We start from the raw sequence: 17,664 nt of genomic DNA, 5'->3' as shown, positions 1-17,664 counted from the left end.
TTGCCGATGGCTGCTGCCGTAGAACTGCGCGGCATCACCAAGCGCTTCCCAGGCGTCGTCGCCAACCACGACATCGACATCACCGTCCGCAAGGGCACCGTGCACGCCCTTGTCGGTGAGAACGGTGCCGGCAAGTCGACCCTGATGAAGATCCTTTACGGCATGCAGAAGCCGGACGAGGGCACCATCACCGTCGACGGCGAGCAGGTCACCTTCTCCAGCCCCTCCGACGCCATCGCCCGCGGCATCGGCATGGTCCACCAGCACTTCATGCTGGCCGACAACCTCACGGTGCTGGAGAACGTCGTCCTCGGCGGCGAGAAGCTGTACGGCATCGGCGCCAAGGCCCGCAACAAGATCAAGGAGATCTCGGACGCGTACGGCCTGAACGTGCGCCCCGACGTCCTCGTCGAGCAGCTCGGCGTCGCCGACCGCCAGCGCGTCGAGATCCTCAAGGTCCTGTACCGCGGCGCCCGCACCCTGATCCTCGACGAGCCGACCGCCGTGCTCGTCCCGCAGGAGGTCGACGCGCTCTTCGCCAACCTGCGCGAGCTCAAGGCCGAGGGCCTGACCGTCATCTTCATCTCGCACAAGCTGGGCGAGGTGCTGTCGGTCGCCGACGAGATCACCGTGATCCGCCGCGGCACCACCGTCGGCACCGCCGACCCGAGGACGACGACCACCAAGCAGCTCGCCGAGCTCATGGTCGGCACCGAGCTGCCCTCACCGGAGACCCGCGAGTCGACGGTGACGGACGTCCCGATGCTGGCCGTCCAGGGCCTCCGGCTCACCGCGACCGACCCCGACGGCGTCGTCCGCGAGGTTCTCGGCGGGATCGACTTCACCATCCACAAGGGTGAGGTCATGGGCATCGCCGGCGTCGAGGGCAACGGCCAGACCGAGCTGATCGAGGCCCTGATCGGTCTGCGCGATCCCGACGGCGGCGTCATCACCCTCGACACCGCCGACATCTCGCACGCGCCCACCCGCAAGCGGCGCGAGGCCGGCATCGGCTACATCCCCGAGGACCGCCACCGGCACGGACTCCTGCTGGAGTCCCCGCTGTGGGAGAACCGCATCCTCGGCCATGTCACCGAGGCGCCCAACAGCAGGAGGGGCCTGCTCGACCTCGCCGCCGCCCGCAAGGACACCGAGCGGATCGTGCGCGAGTACGACGTGCGTACGCCCGGCATCGAAGTCACCGCTGCCTCCCTGTCCGGCGGCAACCAGCAGAAGCTGATCGTCGGCCGCGAGATGAGCCACACGCCCAAGCTGCTGATCGCCGCCCATCCCACCCGCGGCGTGGACGTCGGCGCGCAGGCGCAGATCTGGGACCAGATCCGCGAGGCGCGCCGCGAGGGCCTCGCCGTCCTGCTGATCTCCGCCGACCTGGACGAGCTCATCGGGCTCTCCGACACCCTGCGGGTGATGTACCGCGGCCGGCTGGTCGCGGACGCCGACCCCGCCGCGATCACCCCCGAGGAGCTGGGTTCGGCCATGACCGGCGCCGCCTCCGGCCACCTGGAAGCACCCGAGCAGCCCGAGAACGGTGAGGCCCGATGAAGAAGTTCGACAAGGACCGGCTGATCCTGGGCCTGGCCGGCCCGGTGCTCGCGCTGGTCGTGGCCTTCCTGCTCACCTCCGTGGTGCTGCTCCTGTCGGACCGCAGCCCCTTCGAGCCGTACGCGCTCATGGTGGAGCAGATCAATTTCACCGATGTCCAGGTGCTGATCATCAATCAGACCGGCATCTACTACCTCGCCTCGCTCGCCGTCGCCATCGGCTTCCGGATGAACCTGTTCAACATCGGCGTCGACGGCCAGTACCGCCTCGCGGTCATGTTCGCCGCCGCCGTCGGTGCCGCGGTCGAGCTGCCCGGCCCGCTGCACATCCTGCTGATCGTGCTCGTCGCCATGGCCGTCGGCGCCTTCTGGGCCGGTATCGCCGGCGTTCTGAAGACCACCCGCGGTGTCAGCGAGGTCGTCTCCACGATCATGCTGAACGCCATCGCCACCAGCCTGATCGCCTGGATGATCCTGCCGAAGAACCTCGGCGTGCAGCCGGAGGGTTCCAACCAGCTGACGACCGGTGAGATCGCCGAGTCGGGCTGGTTCCCCGGCCTCGACATGGGCGAGGGCGGCTTCATCTACGGCTTCACGTTCGTCGCCTTCGCGCTGGGCATCGTCTACTGGTTCGTGCTCAACCGCACCCGCTTCGGCTTCGACCTGCGCGCCACCGGAGCCAGCGAATCCGCCGCCCAGGCGAGCGGCGTCGACTCCAAGCGCATGATCCTCACCGCGATGCTGATCTCGGGTGCCATGGCGGGGCTCGCCGGTATGCCGATGCTCCTGGGCCAGACGCACACCTACAGCCTCAGCTTCCCGGTCGGCGTCGGCTTCACCGCCATCTCCATCGCCCTGCTCGGCCGCAACAACCCGATCGGCATCCTCTTCGCGTCGCTGCTCTTCGCCTTCCTCGACAAGACCGCCGAGGGCCTCGGGCTGGAGGGCTACCCGAAGGAGATCGCCACGATCATGCAGGGCCTGATCGTGATCGCGGTCGTCGTGTCCTACGAACTCGTCCGCCAGTACGGGCTTCGCCGTCAGCAGCAGAAGGTCGGCGAGGAGCTTGCCGCGCAGGCCCGTAAGAACAAGGAAGAGGTTGCGGCATGAGCGAGTCCACGAGCACGGTCTCGATGGCGAGCACCGCGCCCAGGAAGGGCGGCGGCCGCCGCAAGCTGAGCCTGCCCGTCATCCTGCTGATCATCGCGGCCGGCCTGGCCCTCTTCTCCCTGGTGCGCGTCATCAGCGGCGCCGACGACCTCACCTCCGTGGGCCAGATCTCCGGAGCGCTCCAACTGGCCGTGCCGATCGGCCTCGCCGGCCTCGGCGGCCTGTGGGCGGAGCGGGCCGGTGTGATCAACATCGGCCTCGAAGGAATGATGATCCTCGGCACCTGGTTCGGCGCCTGGGCCGGCTACCAGTGGGGCCCGTGGACCGGTGTCGTGGTCGGCATCGCGGGCGGTGCGCTCGGCGGTCTGCTGCACGCGGTGATGACGGTGACGTTCAAGGTGAACCACATCGTCTCCGGTGTGGCCATCACGATCCTGGCCACCGGTCTCACCCGCTACCTGTCGAACTTCACCTTCGACGAGGCCGAGGGCGGCTCGTCCAAGCAGTCCCCGCGCATCGACGCGATCGACCGCATCACCGTTCCGGGGCTCTCGGACTGGCTGGGGGATCTGCAGGCCAAGCACTGGTTCTTCGTCTCCGACCTCGGCGGCGTGCTGGGCGGCCTGATCACCAACCTGTCGCTGCTGACCATCGTCGCGCTGCTGCTGATCCCCGGAACCTGGTGGCTGCTGTGGCGGACGTCCTTCGGCCTGCGGCTGCGCTCCTGCGGTGAGAACCCGGTGGCCGCCGAGTCCCTCGGCGTCAACGTCTACAAGTACAAGTACATCGCCGTCGTCGTCTCCGGTGCGCTCGCCGGTCTCGGCGGTGCCTTCCTCGCGATCGTCTCCACCGGCATCTACCAGGAGGGCCAGACCGGCGGCCGCGGCTACATCGGTCTCGCCGCCATGATCTTCGGCAACTGGATGCCCGGCGGCATGGCCCTGGGCGCCGGCCTGTTCGGCTTCACCGACAGCCTCAAGCTGCGCGGCGGCGCCGTGAACGTGCACGCCATGCTCCTGCTGCTGGCGATCCTGCTGGTGGCCGTCGTCATCTGGCAGCTGTACAAGAAGAAGTACATCCAGGCGGTCGTCACCGCGGCCGTCTCGGCGCTGCTGTTCACCTGGTACGCGCTCACCGACGAGGTGCCCAGCCAGTTCGTCGACGCCGCTCCGTACGTCGCGACGCTGCTGGTGCTGGCCGTCTCCGCACAGCGGTTGCGGATGCCCAAGGCGAATGGTCAGCCGTATTTCAAGGGCCAGGGCAAGTGACCGCTGCTGCCTTCGACTGGGAGGCCCTGCGGGCCCGGGCGCGCGAAGCCATGTCGCACGCGTACGCCCCGTACTCGGGCTTCCCGGTCGGCGTGGCGGCCCTGGTGGACGACGGGCGCACGGTCACCGGCTGCAACGTCGAGAACGCCTCGTACGGGCTCGGCCTGTGCGCGGAGTGCGGGCTCGTCTCGCATCTCCAGGCGACCGGCGGCGGCCGGCTCACGCACTTCACGTGCGTCGACGGCCGCGGCGAGCTGCTCGTGCCGTGCGGCCGCTGCCGGCAGTTGCTGTACGAGTTCGGCGGGGCGGACCTGCTGTTGGACACCCCGGCCGGGGTCCTGCCGCTGTCCGAGATGCTTCCGCAGGCCTTCGGTCCGGGCCATCTCCGGCCGGGTTCTCCCGGGCCGCGCCCGGCCCATCCCGGCAGCCCGTGACAGGGCGGTCTCCCGCGGCCCTTCCGCTCCAGTGGAAGGGCCGCACCCCTACCCTTTCTCTATGCGCGTAGAGCTCCCTCTGTGCGTGGAGCGACTCTGGAGGAATGCCATGGACGTCATCTCCGTCATCCGCACCAAGCGGGACCGCGGCGAGCTGAGCGACGAGCAGATCGACTGGGTGATCGACGCCTACACGCGCGGTGAGGTCGCCGACGAGCAGATGTCGGCCCTGGCGATGGCCATCCTGCTGAACGGCATGACCCGCACGGAGATCGCCCGCTGGACCGCCGCGATGATCGCCAGCGGCGAGCGCATGGACTTCTCCTCCCTGACCCGCCCGACCGCCGACAAGCACTCCACGGGCGGAGTCGGCGACAAGATCACGCTGCCGCTCGCGCCGCTGGTCGCCGCCTGCGGCGCGGCCGTGCCCCAGCTGTCCGGCCGCGGCCTCGGCCACACCGGCGGCACGCTCGACAAGCTGGAGTCCATCCCCGGCTGGCGCGCGCTGCTGTCCAACGAGGAGATGCTGCACGTCCTCGACACCACCGGCGCAGTGATCTGCGCGGCCGGCGACGGGCTCGCTCCCGCCGACAAGAAGCTGTACGCGCTGCGGGACGTCACCGGCACCGTCGAGGCCATCCCGCTGATCGCCTCCTCGATCATGTCCAAGAAGATCGCCGAGGGCACCGGGTCCCTCGTCCTGGACGTGAAGGTCGGCACCGGCGCGTTCATGAAGACCATCGAGGACGCCCGCGAACTGGCCTCCACCATGGTCGCGTTGGGCACCGACAGCGGTGTGCGGACCGTCGCCCTGCTCACCGACATGTCCACACCGTTGGGTCTTACGGCGGGCAACGCGCTCGAGGTCCGCGAGTCCGTCGAGGTCCTGGCCGGCGGCGGCCCCGCCGACGTCGTCGAGCTCACCCTGGCGCTCGCCCGCGAGATGCTCGACGCGGCCGGCATCAAGGACGCCGACCCCGCGAAGGCGCTGGCCGACGGCTCCGCGATGGACGTGTGGCGCCGGATGATCGCGGCCCAGGGCGGCGACCCGGACGCCACCCTGCCGGTCGCCCGCGAGCAGCACGTCGTCACGGCACCGTCCTCGGGCGTCCTGAGCCGCCTCGACGCGTACGACATCGGCATCGCCGCCTGGCGTCTGGGCGCGGGGCGCGCCCGCAAGGAGGACCCGGTCCAGGCGGGCGCGGGCATCGAGATGCACGCCAAGCCGGGCGACACGGTGACCGCCGGGCAGCCGCTGCTGACGCTGCACACGGACACCCCGGAGAAGTTCGACTATGCGCTGAAGTCCCTTGAGGGCGCGTACGACGTGGCCCCGGCGGGCACGGCGTTCACCGCCGCCCCGATCGTGCTCGACCGCATCGCCTGAGCCGGGGCCGACGCGCGCCGCGGGCACGTCCGCGCCCGCGGCGATGACTTCCCGCCGCGGCGGCGGTCATCCCCATGTGGACGCCATGCAGCCGATCGTCATACGCATCGCCGGGAGGGTCGCCCCCGGCGATGCGCCACGCCTGTGCGAGGAGTTGAGCGCCCTGCTGAGGGACGCCGGCACAACGGCGGCGTGCCCCGGAACGACGTGGGACGACGACCTGTCGCCGGCCGGCAGCGGAGCGGTGGCGGACACTGCGCCGGACCCGGACACGGCGGCGGGAGACGGTGCGGCGCGGCGCTGCCGGGCCGAGGTGGTGTGCGACGTCGGCGGGCTCGCCCAGACCTCGCTCGCCGTCGTCGACGCGCTCGCCCGCCTCCAGCTCACCGCCCGCCGCCACGGCGCCCGCATCAGCCTGCGGAACGCCCCGCCCGACCTCGTCGCCCTGCTCGGCCTCGTCGGGCTGTCCGGGTCGGCCGGGCTGGGGGAGTCCACTGTGCGTGCCGGGCCCTAGGCCCTCTCTTTCGGATCCCGCCGGGCTCGCGGGCCGGGCTGTGCGCCGTCGCGCCGGCCCGTGTGCGGGAGATCTCCTGATGGGCGGCTCACCGGTGCGGTGCGCGGCCCGCCTCCGGAGCGAGGCCCTGCGTCGCCGCCAGGCGGCGGTACAGACCGTCGTCGCGCAGGAGGTCGGCGTGCGAGCCGGCCGCCCGGACGCGGCCGTTCTCCATGACGAGTATGCGGCGCGCCCCGACCACGGTGGACAGCCGGTGTGCCACCACCAGCACGGTGGTGGACCGTGCGATCCGGGACACGACGTCCCTCAACTCGGCCTCGCTCAGGGCGTCGAGCTGGGACGTCGCCTCGTCGAGCAGCGGCAGCCGTGGCCTGCGCAGCAGGGCGCGGGCGATCGCGACCCGCTGGCGCTGGCCGCCCGACAGCGCGCTCCCGCGATGGCCCACGCGGGTGTCCAGGCCCTCCGGCAGGTTGTCGACCAGCGTCCGCAGGCCGACCTGGTGGAGCACCCGTTCCACGTCGGCGTCGGTGGCACCGGGGGCCGCGAACAGGAGGTTGTCGCGCAGGCTGCCCGCGAGGGCGGGCGCGTCCTGCTCCACGTAGCCGATGGTCCGGCGCAGCTCCGCCGGGTCCCAGTCGCGCACATCGTGCCCGTCGACGCGGACGCTGCCGTGCTCGGCGTCGTAGAACCGCTCCAGCAGGGCGAACAGGGTGCTCTTGCCGGCGCCGGAAGGGCCGACCACCGCGGTCAGCCCGCCGGACGGCACCTCGAACGAGGCCCCGTCCAGGACAGCGGGACCGTCCTCGCGGTAGCGGCAAGACCACGTCGTCGAAGGCGAGCGCCGCCCCCATCGCGGCCGGGTCGGCCTCCGGTCCCCGCCCGGGGCCGTAGGCCTCGTCCTCCGTCTCCAGATCGAGCACCTCGTGGATACGGCGCACCGCGGCCACGCCCGCCTGCAGACCGCCCACCTCGCCGGCCAACTGGGCGACGGGACCGACCAGACAGAAGAGATAGAGCAGGAAACCGATCAGCGACGCGACATCCATCGCCCCGCTCGCCACCCGTGCACCCATCGTGACGTGTTCCTCGGGTCGTCGGACCCGGCCGCGCGGGCACGGCCGGGCAGGGCCTTATGGACAGGGCGCGGGTCAGGAGGCCCGCAGCGCGGTGAGGACCTCCGGCGCCCGCGCATGCAGCCGACGGGCCATGGACCGCAACGTGATCACGACCGCGAGCCCGCCGTACGCCGTACCCAGCGGCAGCAGCAGCCAGGAATGCGGCGACCCCTCCAGCACGACCGCACCGACGACGAACGGGGAGACGGCGAGCAGGCCGAGGAGGGTGCCCACGAAGTTGGCCGTGTGATAGCCGCCGTTCTGCCCGGGCGCGCTCACCTCGAAGGGGTCCTCCGGGTACGGGTAGGGCCAGTAGACGCTGACGACCATGCCGATCGCGAACGTCAGCCCCAGCAGCGCGAACGTCAGCCCCAGGGCCGCCGCGAGCTGATCGCCCCGCCCGGTGAGCAGCGCGACGACCACGGCCGTCGCGGTGACCCACGGCACGATCAGCGCCATCTGCGGCAGCATCCTGCCCGCGAGTTCGGCACGGGCCTGCGCACGCGTACGCAACGTGGCGATGTTGCTCCAGATCGCCGACCCGTCCATCGCGAACAGCACGCCCGGGGCGGTCAGTCCGAACACCCAGGCACCGCCGACGGCCACGTAGGGGCTTTTCGCCCCGACGGGCACGCACACCACAGGGAACAGCAGCGCGTACGCCAGCGCGGCGATCAGCGTCATCCGGTGCCGCGGCGCGCGCAGGAACGACGTGAACTGGTGATGGGCGATCAGCAGCGTGCGGCTCGACGTCAACAGCCGGGCCGTGGTCCCCGAGCGCGCGCCGCGCTCCCGGACGGCCTGGGCCGTCGACGCGTCCACGGTGGTCATCAGCCGGTTCAGCGACCTGTGCCACCAGACCATCAGCAGCGCCGTCAGCGCGACGGCCGCCGCCGTCTCCGCCAGCACGACTTCCGCACGCCCCTCGGCGGCGGCTCGGATGCAGTCCGCGATCCAGCCCGGCGGCGTCCAGCGGAGCACGCGCACCACGAAGGACGGCAGCTGTGGACCGGAACCGGCCGTGCTCAGCAGCAGATACGCCGCATAGCCGCCGACCGCCGTCAGAACGCCGCCCAGAGCCGCCGCGTCCTTGCCGCGCCGCCCGGTCAACGCCCGTGCGAAGGAGGCCAGTACGGCACGTGAACCGATCACGCACAGCAGCAGCATCAGGGCGGAGGCCACCACGGCCGCCCCTGCCGCGGCCGAGGACCCTCCGGTGGCACGGGCGGCACCGGCCGCCGCGCCCACGATGAGGATCAGTGAGCACAGCGGCCCCGGGCCGACGAGCGCGGCGGCGGTGGCACCGGTGATCAGTGCCCGAGGGCGTACGGGGAGGACCACGAGCCGCGTCGGGTCGGCGCTCTCGTCACCGCCCCCGCCGAAGGACAGCGGCAGCGCGAGCCATGCCACGGCGAGGCCGGTGAAGGCGAGCACCGTGAGATCGGCCGCTTCGTTCGCCGGGCGCGCCCCGGCAAGGTGCACGGACGTCCAGGAGGCGCCGACGACGGCCGCGGTCGTCCCGACGACGAAGCCGACGGCCCGGGACCTGCTGCGCCGCAGACTGCTGCGCAGCAGGGCGACTTTCAGCCCGACGAAGACCCCAACCATGCGAGGCTGCCTCCCTTCGCCTTTGTGGCGGGGGACCCCACCAGCTCCATGAACCGCTCGCCGAGCGTCCGCCCGGCGCGCACCTCGTCCAGCGTCCCGTCGGCGACGACCCGGCCCGCGGCCATGACAGCGACATGGCTGCACAGCGCGGACACGAGCTCCATCACATGGCTGGAGAAGATCACCGTTGAACCGGTGCCCGTGTACTGCCGCAGCACCTCACGGATCGTCTCGGCGGAGACGGGATCCACGCTCTCGAACGGCTCGTCGAGGAACAGCACCGGCGGATTGTGCAGCAGGGCCGCGGCAAGCCCGATCTTCTTGCGCATGCCGGTCGAGTAGTCGACGACCATCTTGCCGGCGGCCTCGGTGAGCCCGAGGACCTCCAGCAACTCCTCGGCCCGCTCCTCGGTCTGATGCGCTGGCAGCTGCCGCAGACGCCCTGTGTAGCGCAGCAGTTCGCGGCCGGACAGCCGCTCGAACAGACGCAGCCCGTCGGGCAGGATGCCGATCCGGTGCTTGGCCTCGTACGGGTCCCGCCAGACGTCGTGGCCGGCGACCGTCACGGTCCCCGAGTCCGGTCGCAGCAGACCGGTGATCATCGACAGACTGGTCGTCTTGCCGGCGCCGTTGGGGCCGACGAGCCCGTAGAAGCTGCCCGCCGGGACGGTGAGGTCGATGCCGTCCACAGCGGCCTTGCCGCCGAACTCCTTCCGCAACTGCCGTACGTCGACAGCAGCGAGAGGCGTGCCGTCCGCTGGGGGGTGGTGCATGGTGTGCCCTTCCGCATGATGTGGGGGATGTGATGCGTCCGGCCCCGGCCACGGTGCCCGCAGGCGGGACGGGCGGGGCCGAGGGAAGCGAACCGGGAGGCCAGGCGCCGGTTCAGCGTCCCGGAAGCTCGGGAGAGCCCGCGTTCCGGTACGGGGCCAGCGGGTCGGCACCGGCCTCGGTGAACGCCTGCGCGGCAGCCGTCATGTCTCCGCCGCCGGACAGCCGTACGGCGGCCTCGGCCAGGGCCGCCGCCCGGTGCCGGCCGAAGCTCAGCCCGCCCGCACCCGGCCGCGGATCGTCGGGCTCCCAGGCGACGGCGGCACCTGGGCCCAGCCGGTGGGCGAACACCGACACGTCCTCGCCCGTGCCGGGTGCGCCCCGGACGGCGCCGGCGACGGTGTGGCAGGCGTCCCAGGACTCGCTGCCCAGATAGACGACGAGGGCATCGCGCCGGGGGTACTCGTCAGGGCTCGACAGCACCTTGGCGTGGTAGTGCGCTCCGGCGTCCTCCAGGGCGCCGAGCACGGCTCCCCAGAGCCCAGGGGCGTGCTCGGGTGCGGTGATGTGGACGTAGACCCGGAGGAGTTCGGCGTCGAGGCGCGGTTCCCGGCTGCCCATGGCGTAGAAGAAGCCGGGCGACAGCGCGGGCCGGGCGGGGGAGACGCGATGGCTCACCGTGGCCCCCGGGGCGAGCGGGCCCTGTTCCCCGAGCGAACGGGCCGGCACGCGTACCCGTACACCGTCCCAGGACACGATCGCCTCACCTCCGTCACCGCCACGGTCACCGGCCTCGCGGCCTGGGGTGCCCTCGTCCAGCGGGGGGCGCAGCAGCACGCCGGAGCGGTGGACCTCGCGGTGCGGCAGAGCCGCGTCGAGTGCCCGCTCGAAGTCGGGGTCCGGCAGGACCAGCCGCGGTCGGCGCGGGCCGGCCCACGTCGACAACCCGGCACAGTGCGACTGCTCTTGGTCGTTGGTGAGGTGTCCTCGGGACAATGTCCCGAGGGGCACAGCAACTCGTGGTGGAGGTGAGCCATCAGCCCGGCCTCCAGCCGAGAACTCACGCCGACTGCCGCTCACGCTCCGTCAGTTTTGCAAACCCCTGTACATCGTTCACCACGCCCTGCAGCAGGGCGCACTCGCAGCTGCACGCAGTGTGCGATTTCGCGTCCATTCGCCTGGAGTACTGGTCAGGCACTCTGGTGGCGATGGATCCGTGTCGCGCTTCATTACGCAATGGCTGTCACACCCCCGGTATCAACAGTCCTGAAAATGATCTTAAGTGATCGGCTCGCGTCCCCAGGTGGAGGGGTCGCGAGCCGAGGGGTGGGCCGTCCGCCGGGGCGGCACCGGCGGTGCGGAGAAAGTTACTCGTCGGTCATCGGCGTCCCGGACGCGTCCAGCCGTGCCGGCAGGTCGAACAGCGGGAACCAGCGCTTGGTGTCCAGGAAGAAGTCCATCCCGCCGACCTTGCCGTCCCGCAGCTCCAGGACGATCAGGGCCCACGGCTCATAGCCCTCGCCCTCCTGGCTCGGGTGGTAGTGCGCGAACGCCGGGGCGCCGTTGGCCACCGTCGGGACCAGCCGGGAGCCGCGGCAGACCTCGCCGACGCCGAGCATCCAGCCCACGATGTCGTCGTGGCCGCGCAGCCACAGGTCGTACGGCGGCATGGACATCGTCGCGTCCTCGCGCAGCAGCGCCGTGAGGGCCTTCATGTCGTATCCCTCGAAGGCCGCGACATAGCGGTTGAGCAGGTCCTGCTGCTCCTCGTCGAGCGGGTCGGCCGCGTCCGAGGCCGTTGGCTCCTGCTCGGCGAGCGTCGCGCGGGCGCGCTGGAGGGCGCTGTTCACCGAAGCCACCGTCGTGCCCAGCAGCTCGGCCACCTCGCTCGCCTTCCAGGCCAGCACCTCGCGCAGGATCAGCACCGCACGCTGCTTCGGCGGCAGATGCTGCAACGCGGCGACGAATGCCAGCCGGATCGTCTCCCGCTCCACGGCCGTCTCCGCCGGGTCCACGACCGACGGCAGCACCCGCCCGTCCGGCACCGGTTCCAGCCAGGTGACCTCCGGCCGGGCGTTGAGCTGCGCCCGGGCGACCGGGGTCGGGTCCGTCAGGTCCATCGGGCGTGCCCGGCGATTGCCCGCGTTCAGCATGTCCAGGCACACATTCGTCGCGATGCGGTACAGCCAGGAGCGCAGCGAGGAGCGCCCCTCGAACTTCTCGATGTTCCGCCAGGCGCGGATCATCGTGTCCTGGACCGCGTCCTCGGCCTCGAAGGACGAGCCCAGCATGCGGTAGCAGTAGCCGGTGAGCTCCCGGCGATGCCGCTCCAGCTGTGCGTCGAGATCCTGCTTCGTTGCGAGGTCACTCATCGGGTCCGTCCCTGTCACCCATCGGCACCGGCGGTTCGAAAGCTACCGCAGCCCACTGACAATCAGGCCCGGGCCGGGAGATCGGGGAACCACCGGGCCGCTTCCGTGGGGCCCTGGGGCGCGTGTGACCGACGGGCTCACGTGCCGGGCTTGCGCCCGTACACATAGACGTCGTCGCCGTTCTTCAACAGGTTCCAGTATGCCTTCGCGTCCGCGGCGCGTATGTTCACGCAGCCGCCGGACCCGGGCGGGTTCCACATGGACTTCGTCGTGGAGTGGAAGGCCTGTCCGCCGTCGAAGAACTGCGCGTACGGCATCCGCACGTGGTAGATCGTCGACCAGTGGTTGATGTTGCGCCAGTAGATCTTCTTGGCGCCGGTGCGGGTCTCTGTGCCGTTCTTTCCGGTGCGCACGGGCACCGGGCCGTACTTGAGCGTCCTGCCGTCCTGGATCCAGCTGAGCTGCCTGGTCAGGTCGACGCAGGCGATCCGCCCCTTGTTCACCGGGCATGTGCCGGACTTGTTCGGGTTCTTCCCGGCGGCCCGCTGGGCGAGCATCGTGCTCATCGTGCGCCAGGTGATCGGGCCCGCGTAGCCGATGGTCGGCGTGATGGCGTGCTTGGCCTGGAAGGAGCGGGTGGCCGCGCAGTCGGCCGCCGACTGGCGCCCGTCGACCGGGCGGCCGAGGAACTTCTCCACCTGCCTCTGGTACGGGCCCGTCGACGTCGTGCACGACGCCGCCTGCGCGGGTGCGGCGCCGAGCACCGCGGTGACCGGGATCAGCATGCCGGTCAGGCCCAGCACCACTGCCGTACGTCCTGTTATACGCCTCATGTCCCCCAACTCCCCTTCGAGTGCCTTCCGGTGGGACGGTCTGCCGGTTGAGACACGCGAAGGGGAGCGTCAGTTGCACCGAAGGAGGACGTATTCAGGACGTATTCGCTGAAGGGCGCGCGCCGTTACGCGGCTGCCGCGACGCGCCGGTCGTGGACGCGGGCCGCATGCGTCCCGTACAGCGTGACCGACACGACGCCGAGCACCGCCAGCAGGCCGAGCGCGACCGTGCCGGACCAGCCGCCGGCGTGGAAGGCCACCGCGCCGAGCGTGCCACCCGCGCTGCTGCCCAGGTAGTACGCCGACTGGTACAGCGCCGACGCCTGGGCCCGGCCCGTCTTCGCCGTACGGCTCACCGAGGACGACGCGACGGCGTGCCCCGCGAAGAACCCGGCGGTGATCAGGACCAGGCCGAGCAGCACGGCGGCCAGCGAGCCGGCGAGCGAGAGCAGCAGACCCGTGGCCGTCGTGGTGACCGCGAGGTACAGCGCGCCGCGCCTGCCCAGCCGGGCGACCAGCTTCCCCGCGGCGGCGGACGAGACCGTGCCGACGAGGTAGACCAGGAAGATGGAACCGATCACGCCCTGGGGCAGGTCGAACGGCGCCTCCACCAAGCGGTAGCCGATCACCGTGTAGACCGCGCCGAAGACGGTCATGAACAGCGCGCCTATCGCGTACAGCCGCAGCAGCAGCGGGTCGGACAGATGGCCGCGGACGGTCCTCGCCAGGGCGAGGGGGTTCAGCGAACCGGGCGTGAAGTGCCGGGCGCGGGGGAGCAGCGCCCGGAAGACAAGCGCGCACGCCAGCGCCATCACACCGACCGCGGCGAGCCCCACGCGCCAGCCCGCGACCTGCGCGACCCAGCCGGTGAGGATGCGGCCGCTCATGCCGCCGATGCTGTTGCCCGCGACGAACAGGCCGATCGCCGCCACCAGCGCCTTGGGCCTGACCTCCTCCGCGAGGTACGCCATCGCGGAGGCGGGCAGCCCCGCCAGAGCCGCGCCCTGCAGGGCGCGCAGCGCCACCAGCCACTGAAGGTTCGGCGCGAGGGGCACCAGCAGACCCAGCACGACCGCCACCGCGAGCGACACGGTCATGACCCTGCGCCGCCCGAAACGCTCGGACACCGCGCTCAGCGGCAGTACGCACAGGGCCAGCGCACCCGTCGCCGCGGACACCGTCCAGCTGGCGGCGCTCGCGCTCACGCCGAAATCGGCGGAGACGGCGGGCAGCAGCGCCTGCGTGGAGTACAGGAGAGCGAAGGTCGCCATGCCCGCGGCGAAGAGAGCGAAGCTCATGCGGCGGTAGCCGGGAGCGCCGGGGGCGAGTCGGAGATCGGGGGACGGCGGGGCGGCGCCCACGGTGGTGGGCGCCTTGGTACTGGCAGGAGGCATATGTCGAAGTTAGGCCGCCGTTTTTCATGCGTCCAATGCATGAAAGGGGGATAATCGTTCCCATGGCGCATGAACGCAGCTCAGGGGCACGCCTGTCACAGGCCAGTTACGAAGAAGACATCGCGCTGCTGCTCGCGCCACGGCTCGCGTACTTCGCGGGAGTCGCGCGGCAGGAGCATGTGACCCGTGCCGCTCAGGAGATGGGCGTGCCGCAGTCGACCCTCTCGCGCGCCATGGTCCGGCTCGAACAGGACCTCGGCGTCACGCTGTTCGCCCGCAAGGGCCGTACGGTGTCCCTCACCCCGGCCGGCCGCGCCTTCCTCACCTCGGTGGAACGGGCGCTGTCCGAGATCGAGCGGGCGGCCGAGTCGGTCCGGGCCGACGCAGACCCGCGGGCGGGCAAGGTCGCCTTCGGCTTCCTCCACACAATGGGCTCCGAGACGGTGCCAGGCCTGATCCGCGCCTTCCGCGCCGACCATCCCGGGATCCGCTTCACCCTGGTCCAGAACTACGGCGAGGCCATGATCGAACGGCTCCGGGCCGGCGAACTCGACCTCTGCCTGACCTCGCCGGTCCCGGACGCGCCCGACCTGGTGGCGCGCCGCCTCGACGAACAGCGCCTGCTGCTGGTCGTCCCCGACGACCACCGCCTGGCCTCGCGCAAACGCGTGCGCCTCGCCGAGGCCGCGGACGAAACCTTCGTCACCCTCGAACCGGGCTACGGCCTGCGCCGCATCACCGACGACCTGTGCGCGGAGGCAGGCTTCACACCGCGCGTGGCGTTCGAGGGCGAGGAGGCGGAGACCCTGCGCGGCCTGGTGGCGGCGGGCCTGGGAGTGGCCCTGCTGCCGCCCCCGGCCGTCGCCCGCCCCGGCGTCGTCGAACTGACGGTCACGGCACCGAAGGCGGTCCGCGAAATCGGCCTGGCCTGGCTCGACGGCCACCCGGACACACTCCCGGTCGCAGCCTTCAAACGCTTCCTCCTCTCCCGCCGGGGCAACCTGCTGGCGTAGCGCAGGTACGGGAAAGCGGTCCGGGTACCCCGCTTCCGGAGGCCCCGGCCCCCACCCCCGCCGGGGCTCGGGGGCGCAACGGACCCGGGGCCGGCTACGCGCGCAGGGCGCGGCCGAAGCCCGCCGCGAGCGGCATCCGCAGGCCCAGCGGCGGCGGAGCCGCCATCGCGTCCGCCACAGGGCGCGCGTACGTCCCCGTGAACAGTGAGCCCCGCACGAAGTCCGCCGCCAGCGCCAGGACTTCCTCCTGGTGCTGCCGCAGCGCATGCCCGTCCGAGTGGACCTCGAAGCGGCACGTGTCCCGGTTCGACTTCTTCGCGCGCTCCGCCAGGCGGTACGACAGCTCCGGGTCCGTCGTGCGGTCGTTCGTGCCGTGCACGATCAGCACCTGCCGGCCCACCAACTGCTCCACCGGCTCCGGCTGCGCCGCCACGTCGTCCTCGGGCAGCCAGGGCGCCATCGCCAGCACCGAGTCGACCGCCGGGTGGCCCGCCGCGTGCAGGGCCGCCCGGCCGCCCATGCCGTGCCCGGCCAGGCACACCGCAACATCGCCGTAGCGGCGTACGACTTCCTCCACCGCCCACTTCGCATCCGCGGCGAGGCACGCGTCCGGGCCGTTCCAGCCGCGCGAGCGGTAGCGCACCCAGTGCACGAGCAGCCCCTCCGAACGCCCCGCGCGCGCCAGCGCGCGGCCCAGCGGGAGCGCCGCCGCGTACGACAGCGCCGACGCCCGGCGTTCCGATTCCGGCTCGCCGTCGGGGAGCAGCAGGACCACCCCCGCCACCGCCGCGTCCGCGCCGCCGACGGTGCCGAGGCGCCCGGGCAGGCGGCCGAGCCGGGCCTGCGCCACTGTCCGCCCGGTGCGCTCCGCCCGTCCAACGGCGGTGTCACCTAGGACCGTCGGTCCTCCGCCCGGTCCGGCCGGACGCCCCCGCCACCGGGGCACTGCGTGGTGTGCCATGGCCCAACAGTCTCAGAAGGCCAGGTGTACTCCACCCGTACGCACGGTCACTGTTACGTATCGACAGGGCTCGCCGGGGGGCGCGCTCTACGCGCGTAGGGGCTAGAGTGCGCAGATGACGAGCCAGACCCTCAATTCGCCCACCGGGGACCAGATCCGCCGCGCCCCGAAGGTGCTGCTCCACGACCACCTCGACGGCGGTCTGCGTCCCGGCACGATCATCGAACTCGCCCGTGACATCGGCTACGAGACCCTGCCCGAGGCCGAGCCCGACAAGCTCGGCATCTGGTTCCGCGAGGCCGCCGACTCCGGGTCCCTGGAACGGTATCTGGAGACGTTCGCGCACACCTGCGCCGTCATGCAGACCCGCGACGCGCTCTTCCGCGTGGCCGCCGAATGCGCCGAGGACCTGGCGGAGGACGGCGTCGTCTACGCCGAGGTCCGCTACGCCCCCGAGCAGCACCTGGAGCGCGGGCTCACCCTCGAAGAGGTCGTCGAGGCGGTCAACGACGGCTTCCGCGAAGGGGAGCGCCGTGCCAGGGAGAGCGGTCACCGCATCCGCGTCGGCGCGCTGCTGACCGCGATGCGGCACGCCGCCCGCGCCCTGGAGATCGCCGAACTGGCCAACCGTTACCGCGACGCCGGCGTCGTCGGTTTCGACATCGCCGGAGCCGAGGCGGGCTTCCCGCCCACCCGTCACCTGGACGCCTTCGAGTACCTCAAGCGCGAGAACAACCACTTCACGATCCACGCCGGCGAGGCCTTCGGGCTGCCCTCGATCTGGCAGGCGCTCCAGTGGTGCGGAGCCGACCGCCTCGGCCACGGGGTGCGCATCATCGACGACATCGAGGTGGCCGACGACGGATCCGTGAAGCTGGGCCGGCTCGCCGCGTACGTCCGGGACAAGCGCATCCCCTTGGAGATGTGTCCTACGTCCAACCTGCAGACCGGCGCGGCCGACTCCTACGCCGCCCACCCCATCGGCCTGCTGCGCAGACTCCACTTCAGGGCCACGGTCAACACCGACAACCGGCTGATGAGCGGCACCAGCATGAGTCGTGAATTCGAGCTGCTGAACGAGGCGTTCGGATACACGCTCGACGACATGCAGTGGTTCACCGTCAATGCGATGAAGTCGGCATTCATCCCTTTCGATGAACGACTGGCGATGATCAATGATGTGATCAAGCCCGGCTATGCCGAGCTGAAGTCCGAATGGCTGTTCCGGCAGACCGCGACGACCGGGAACTGAACGCCCGCCGTACACGGCGACACGCGTACACCCAAGCGGCCGGGAGCGTCAATTTCCGGCCGCTTCGCGG

15 protein-coding genes and 1 pseudogene are annotated in these 17,664 nt (G+C 71.4%); 8 read left to right on the top strand and 8 right to left on the bottom strand.

Going from position 1 to position 17,664, the window contains the following annotated elements:
- The first annotated feature begins 6 nt into the window (after positions 1–6).
- From J7E88_RS21145 to J7E88_RS21120, 6 genes are all read left to right on the top strand, one after another.
- A complete protein-coding gene (locus J7E88_RS21145; RefSeq protein WP_215183393.1) occupies positions 7–1,563 on the top strand; it encodes an ABC transporter ATP-binding protein in 1,557 nt (518 codons plus the stop codon).
- Entirely contained in the window at positions 1,560–2,672 is a 1,113-nt protein-coding gene (locus J7E88_RS21140) for an ABC transporter permease (protein ID WP_215183391.1), read from the top strand. The genes J7E88_RS21145 and J7E88_RS21140 overlap by 4 nt, the downstream gene beginning before the upstream one ends.
- Positions 2,669–3,940: an ABC transporter permease gene (locus tag J7E88_RS21135; protein WP_215183389.1), complete on the top strand. Its 1,272-nt coding sequence runs from the start codon at positions 2,669–2,671 to the stop codon at positions 3,938–3,940. Before J7E88_RS21140 ends, J7E88_RS21135 begins: the two co-directional genes overlap by 4 nt.
- Positions 3,937–4,374, top strand: coding sequence for a cytidine deaminase (locus J7E88_RS21130; protein WP_215183387.1), 438 nt, complete (start codon positions 3,937–3,939; stop codon positions 4,372–4,374). The genes J7E88_RS21135 and J7E88_RS21130 overlap by 4 nt, the downstream gene beginning before the upstream one ends.
- A gap of 109 nt (positions 4,375–4,483) precedes the next feature.
- Positions 4,484–5,761 carry a thymidine phosphorylase gene (locus J7E88_RS21125; protein ID WP_215183385.1) on the top strand — a complete coding sequence of 426 codons (1,278 nt, stop codon included), beginning with the start codon at positions 4,484–4,486 and terminating at the stop codon, positions 5,759–5,761.
- Positions 5,762–5,804: 43 nt separating this feature from the next.
- Positions 5,805–6,275 carry an STAS domain-containing protein gene (locus J7E88_RS21120; RefSeq protein WP_251022977.1) on the top strand — a complete coding sequence of 157 codons (471 nt, stop codon included), beginning with the start codon at positions 5,805–5,807 and terminating at the stop codon, positions 6,273–6,275.
- Between the two features lie 88 nt (positions 6,276–6,363).
- Here the strand turns inward: J7E88_RS21120 and J7E88_RS21115 are convergent.
- The 7 genes and pseudogenes from J7E88_RS21115 to J7E88_RS21085 all read right to left on the bottom strand — a co-directional run.
- Positions 6,364–7,345: pseudogene (locus J7E88_RS21115) on the bottom strand (ABC transporter ATP-binding protein); the annotation flags it as partial.
- 78 nt (positions 7,346–7,423) lie between these two features.
- Complete coding sequence (locus J7E88_RS21110) at positions 7,424–8,998, bottom strand: transporter (RefSeq protein WP_215183383.1); 1,575 nt, start codon at positions 8,996–8,998, stop codon at positions 7,424–7,426.
- Positions 8,974–9,771, bottom strand: a complete 798-nt coding sequence (locus J7E88_RS21105) for an ABC transporter ATP-binding protein (protein ID WP_215183381.1) — start codon at positions 9,769–9,771, stop codon at positions 8,974–8,976. The genes J7E88_RS21110 and J7E88_RS21105 overlap by 25 nt, the downstream gene beginning before the upstream one ends.
- A gap of 112 nt (positions 9,772–9,883) precedes the next feature.
- Positions 9,884–10,714 (bottom strand): T3SS effector HopA1 family protein, encoded by an 831-nt coding sequence (locus J7E88_RS21100; protein WP_215183379.1) that lies wholly within the window; start codon positions 10,712–10,714, stop codon positions 9,884–9,886.
- A gap of 422 nt (positions 10,715–11,136) precedes the next feature.
- Complete coding sequence (locus J7E88_RS21095; protein WP_215183377.1) at positions 11,137–12,141, bottom strand: sigma-70 family RNA polymerase sigma factor; 1,005 nt, start codon at positions 12,139–12,141, stop codon at positions 11,137–11,139.
- A 137-nt stretch (positions 12,142–12,278) separates the two neighbouring features.
- Entirely contained in the window at positions 12,279–12,926 is a 648-nt protein-coding gene (locus J7E88_RS21090) for a L,D-transpeptidase (RefSeq protein ID WP_251022996.1), read from the bottom strand.
- A 173-nt stretch (positions 12,927–13,099) separates the two neighbouring features.
- Positions 13,100–14,368, bottom strand: coding sequence for an MFS transporter (locus J7E88_RS21085; RefSeq protein WP_215183373.1), 1,269 nt, complete (start codon positions 14,366–14,368; stop codon positions 13,100–13,102).
- Positions 14,369–14,430: 62 nt separating this feature from the next.
- On the opposite strand from J7E88_RS21085, the gene J7E88_RS21080 reads away from it, so the two are divergent.
- Positions 14,431–15,381, top strand: coding sequence for a LysR family transcriptional regulator (locus J7E88_RS21080; RefSeq protein WP_215183372.1), 951 nt, complete (start codon positions 14,431–14,433; stop codon positions 15,379–15,381).
- A gap of 94 nt (positions 15,382–15,475) precedes the next feature.
- Here J7E88_RS21080 and J7E88_RS21075 read toward each other — a convergent pair whose 3' ends face one another.
- The gene (locus J7E88_RS21075; RefSeq protein WP_374196306.1) at positions 15,476–16,231 is read right to left on the bottom strand and encodes an alpha/beta hydrolase; all 756 of its coding nucleotides are present in this window, start codon (positions 16,229–16,231) and stop codon (positions 15,476–15,478) included.
- A gap of 226 nt (positions 16,232–16,457) precedes the next feature.
- Here J7E88_RS21075 and J7E88_RS21070 point away from each other — a divergent pair, with 226 nt between their 5' ends.
- Entirely contained in the window at positions 16,458–17,594 is a 1,137-nt protein-coding gene (locus J7E88_RS21070; RefSeq protein WP_215183368.1) for an adenosine deaminase, read from the top strand.
- Positions 17,595–17,664: the final 70 nt, after the last annotated feature.

It is taken from the genome of Streptomyces sp. ISL-10, from assembly GCF_018614575.1.
GTDB lineage: Bacteria > Actinomycetota > Actinomycetes > Streptomycetales > Streptomycetaceae > Streptomyces.
The sequence above is the reverse complement of the archived record's forward strand: the minus strand, read 5'-3'. Positions and strand labels throughout refer to the sequence as shown.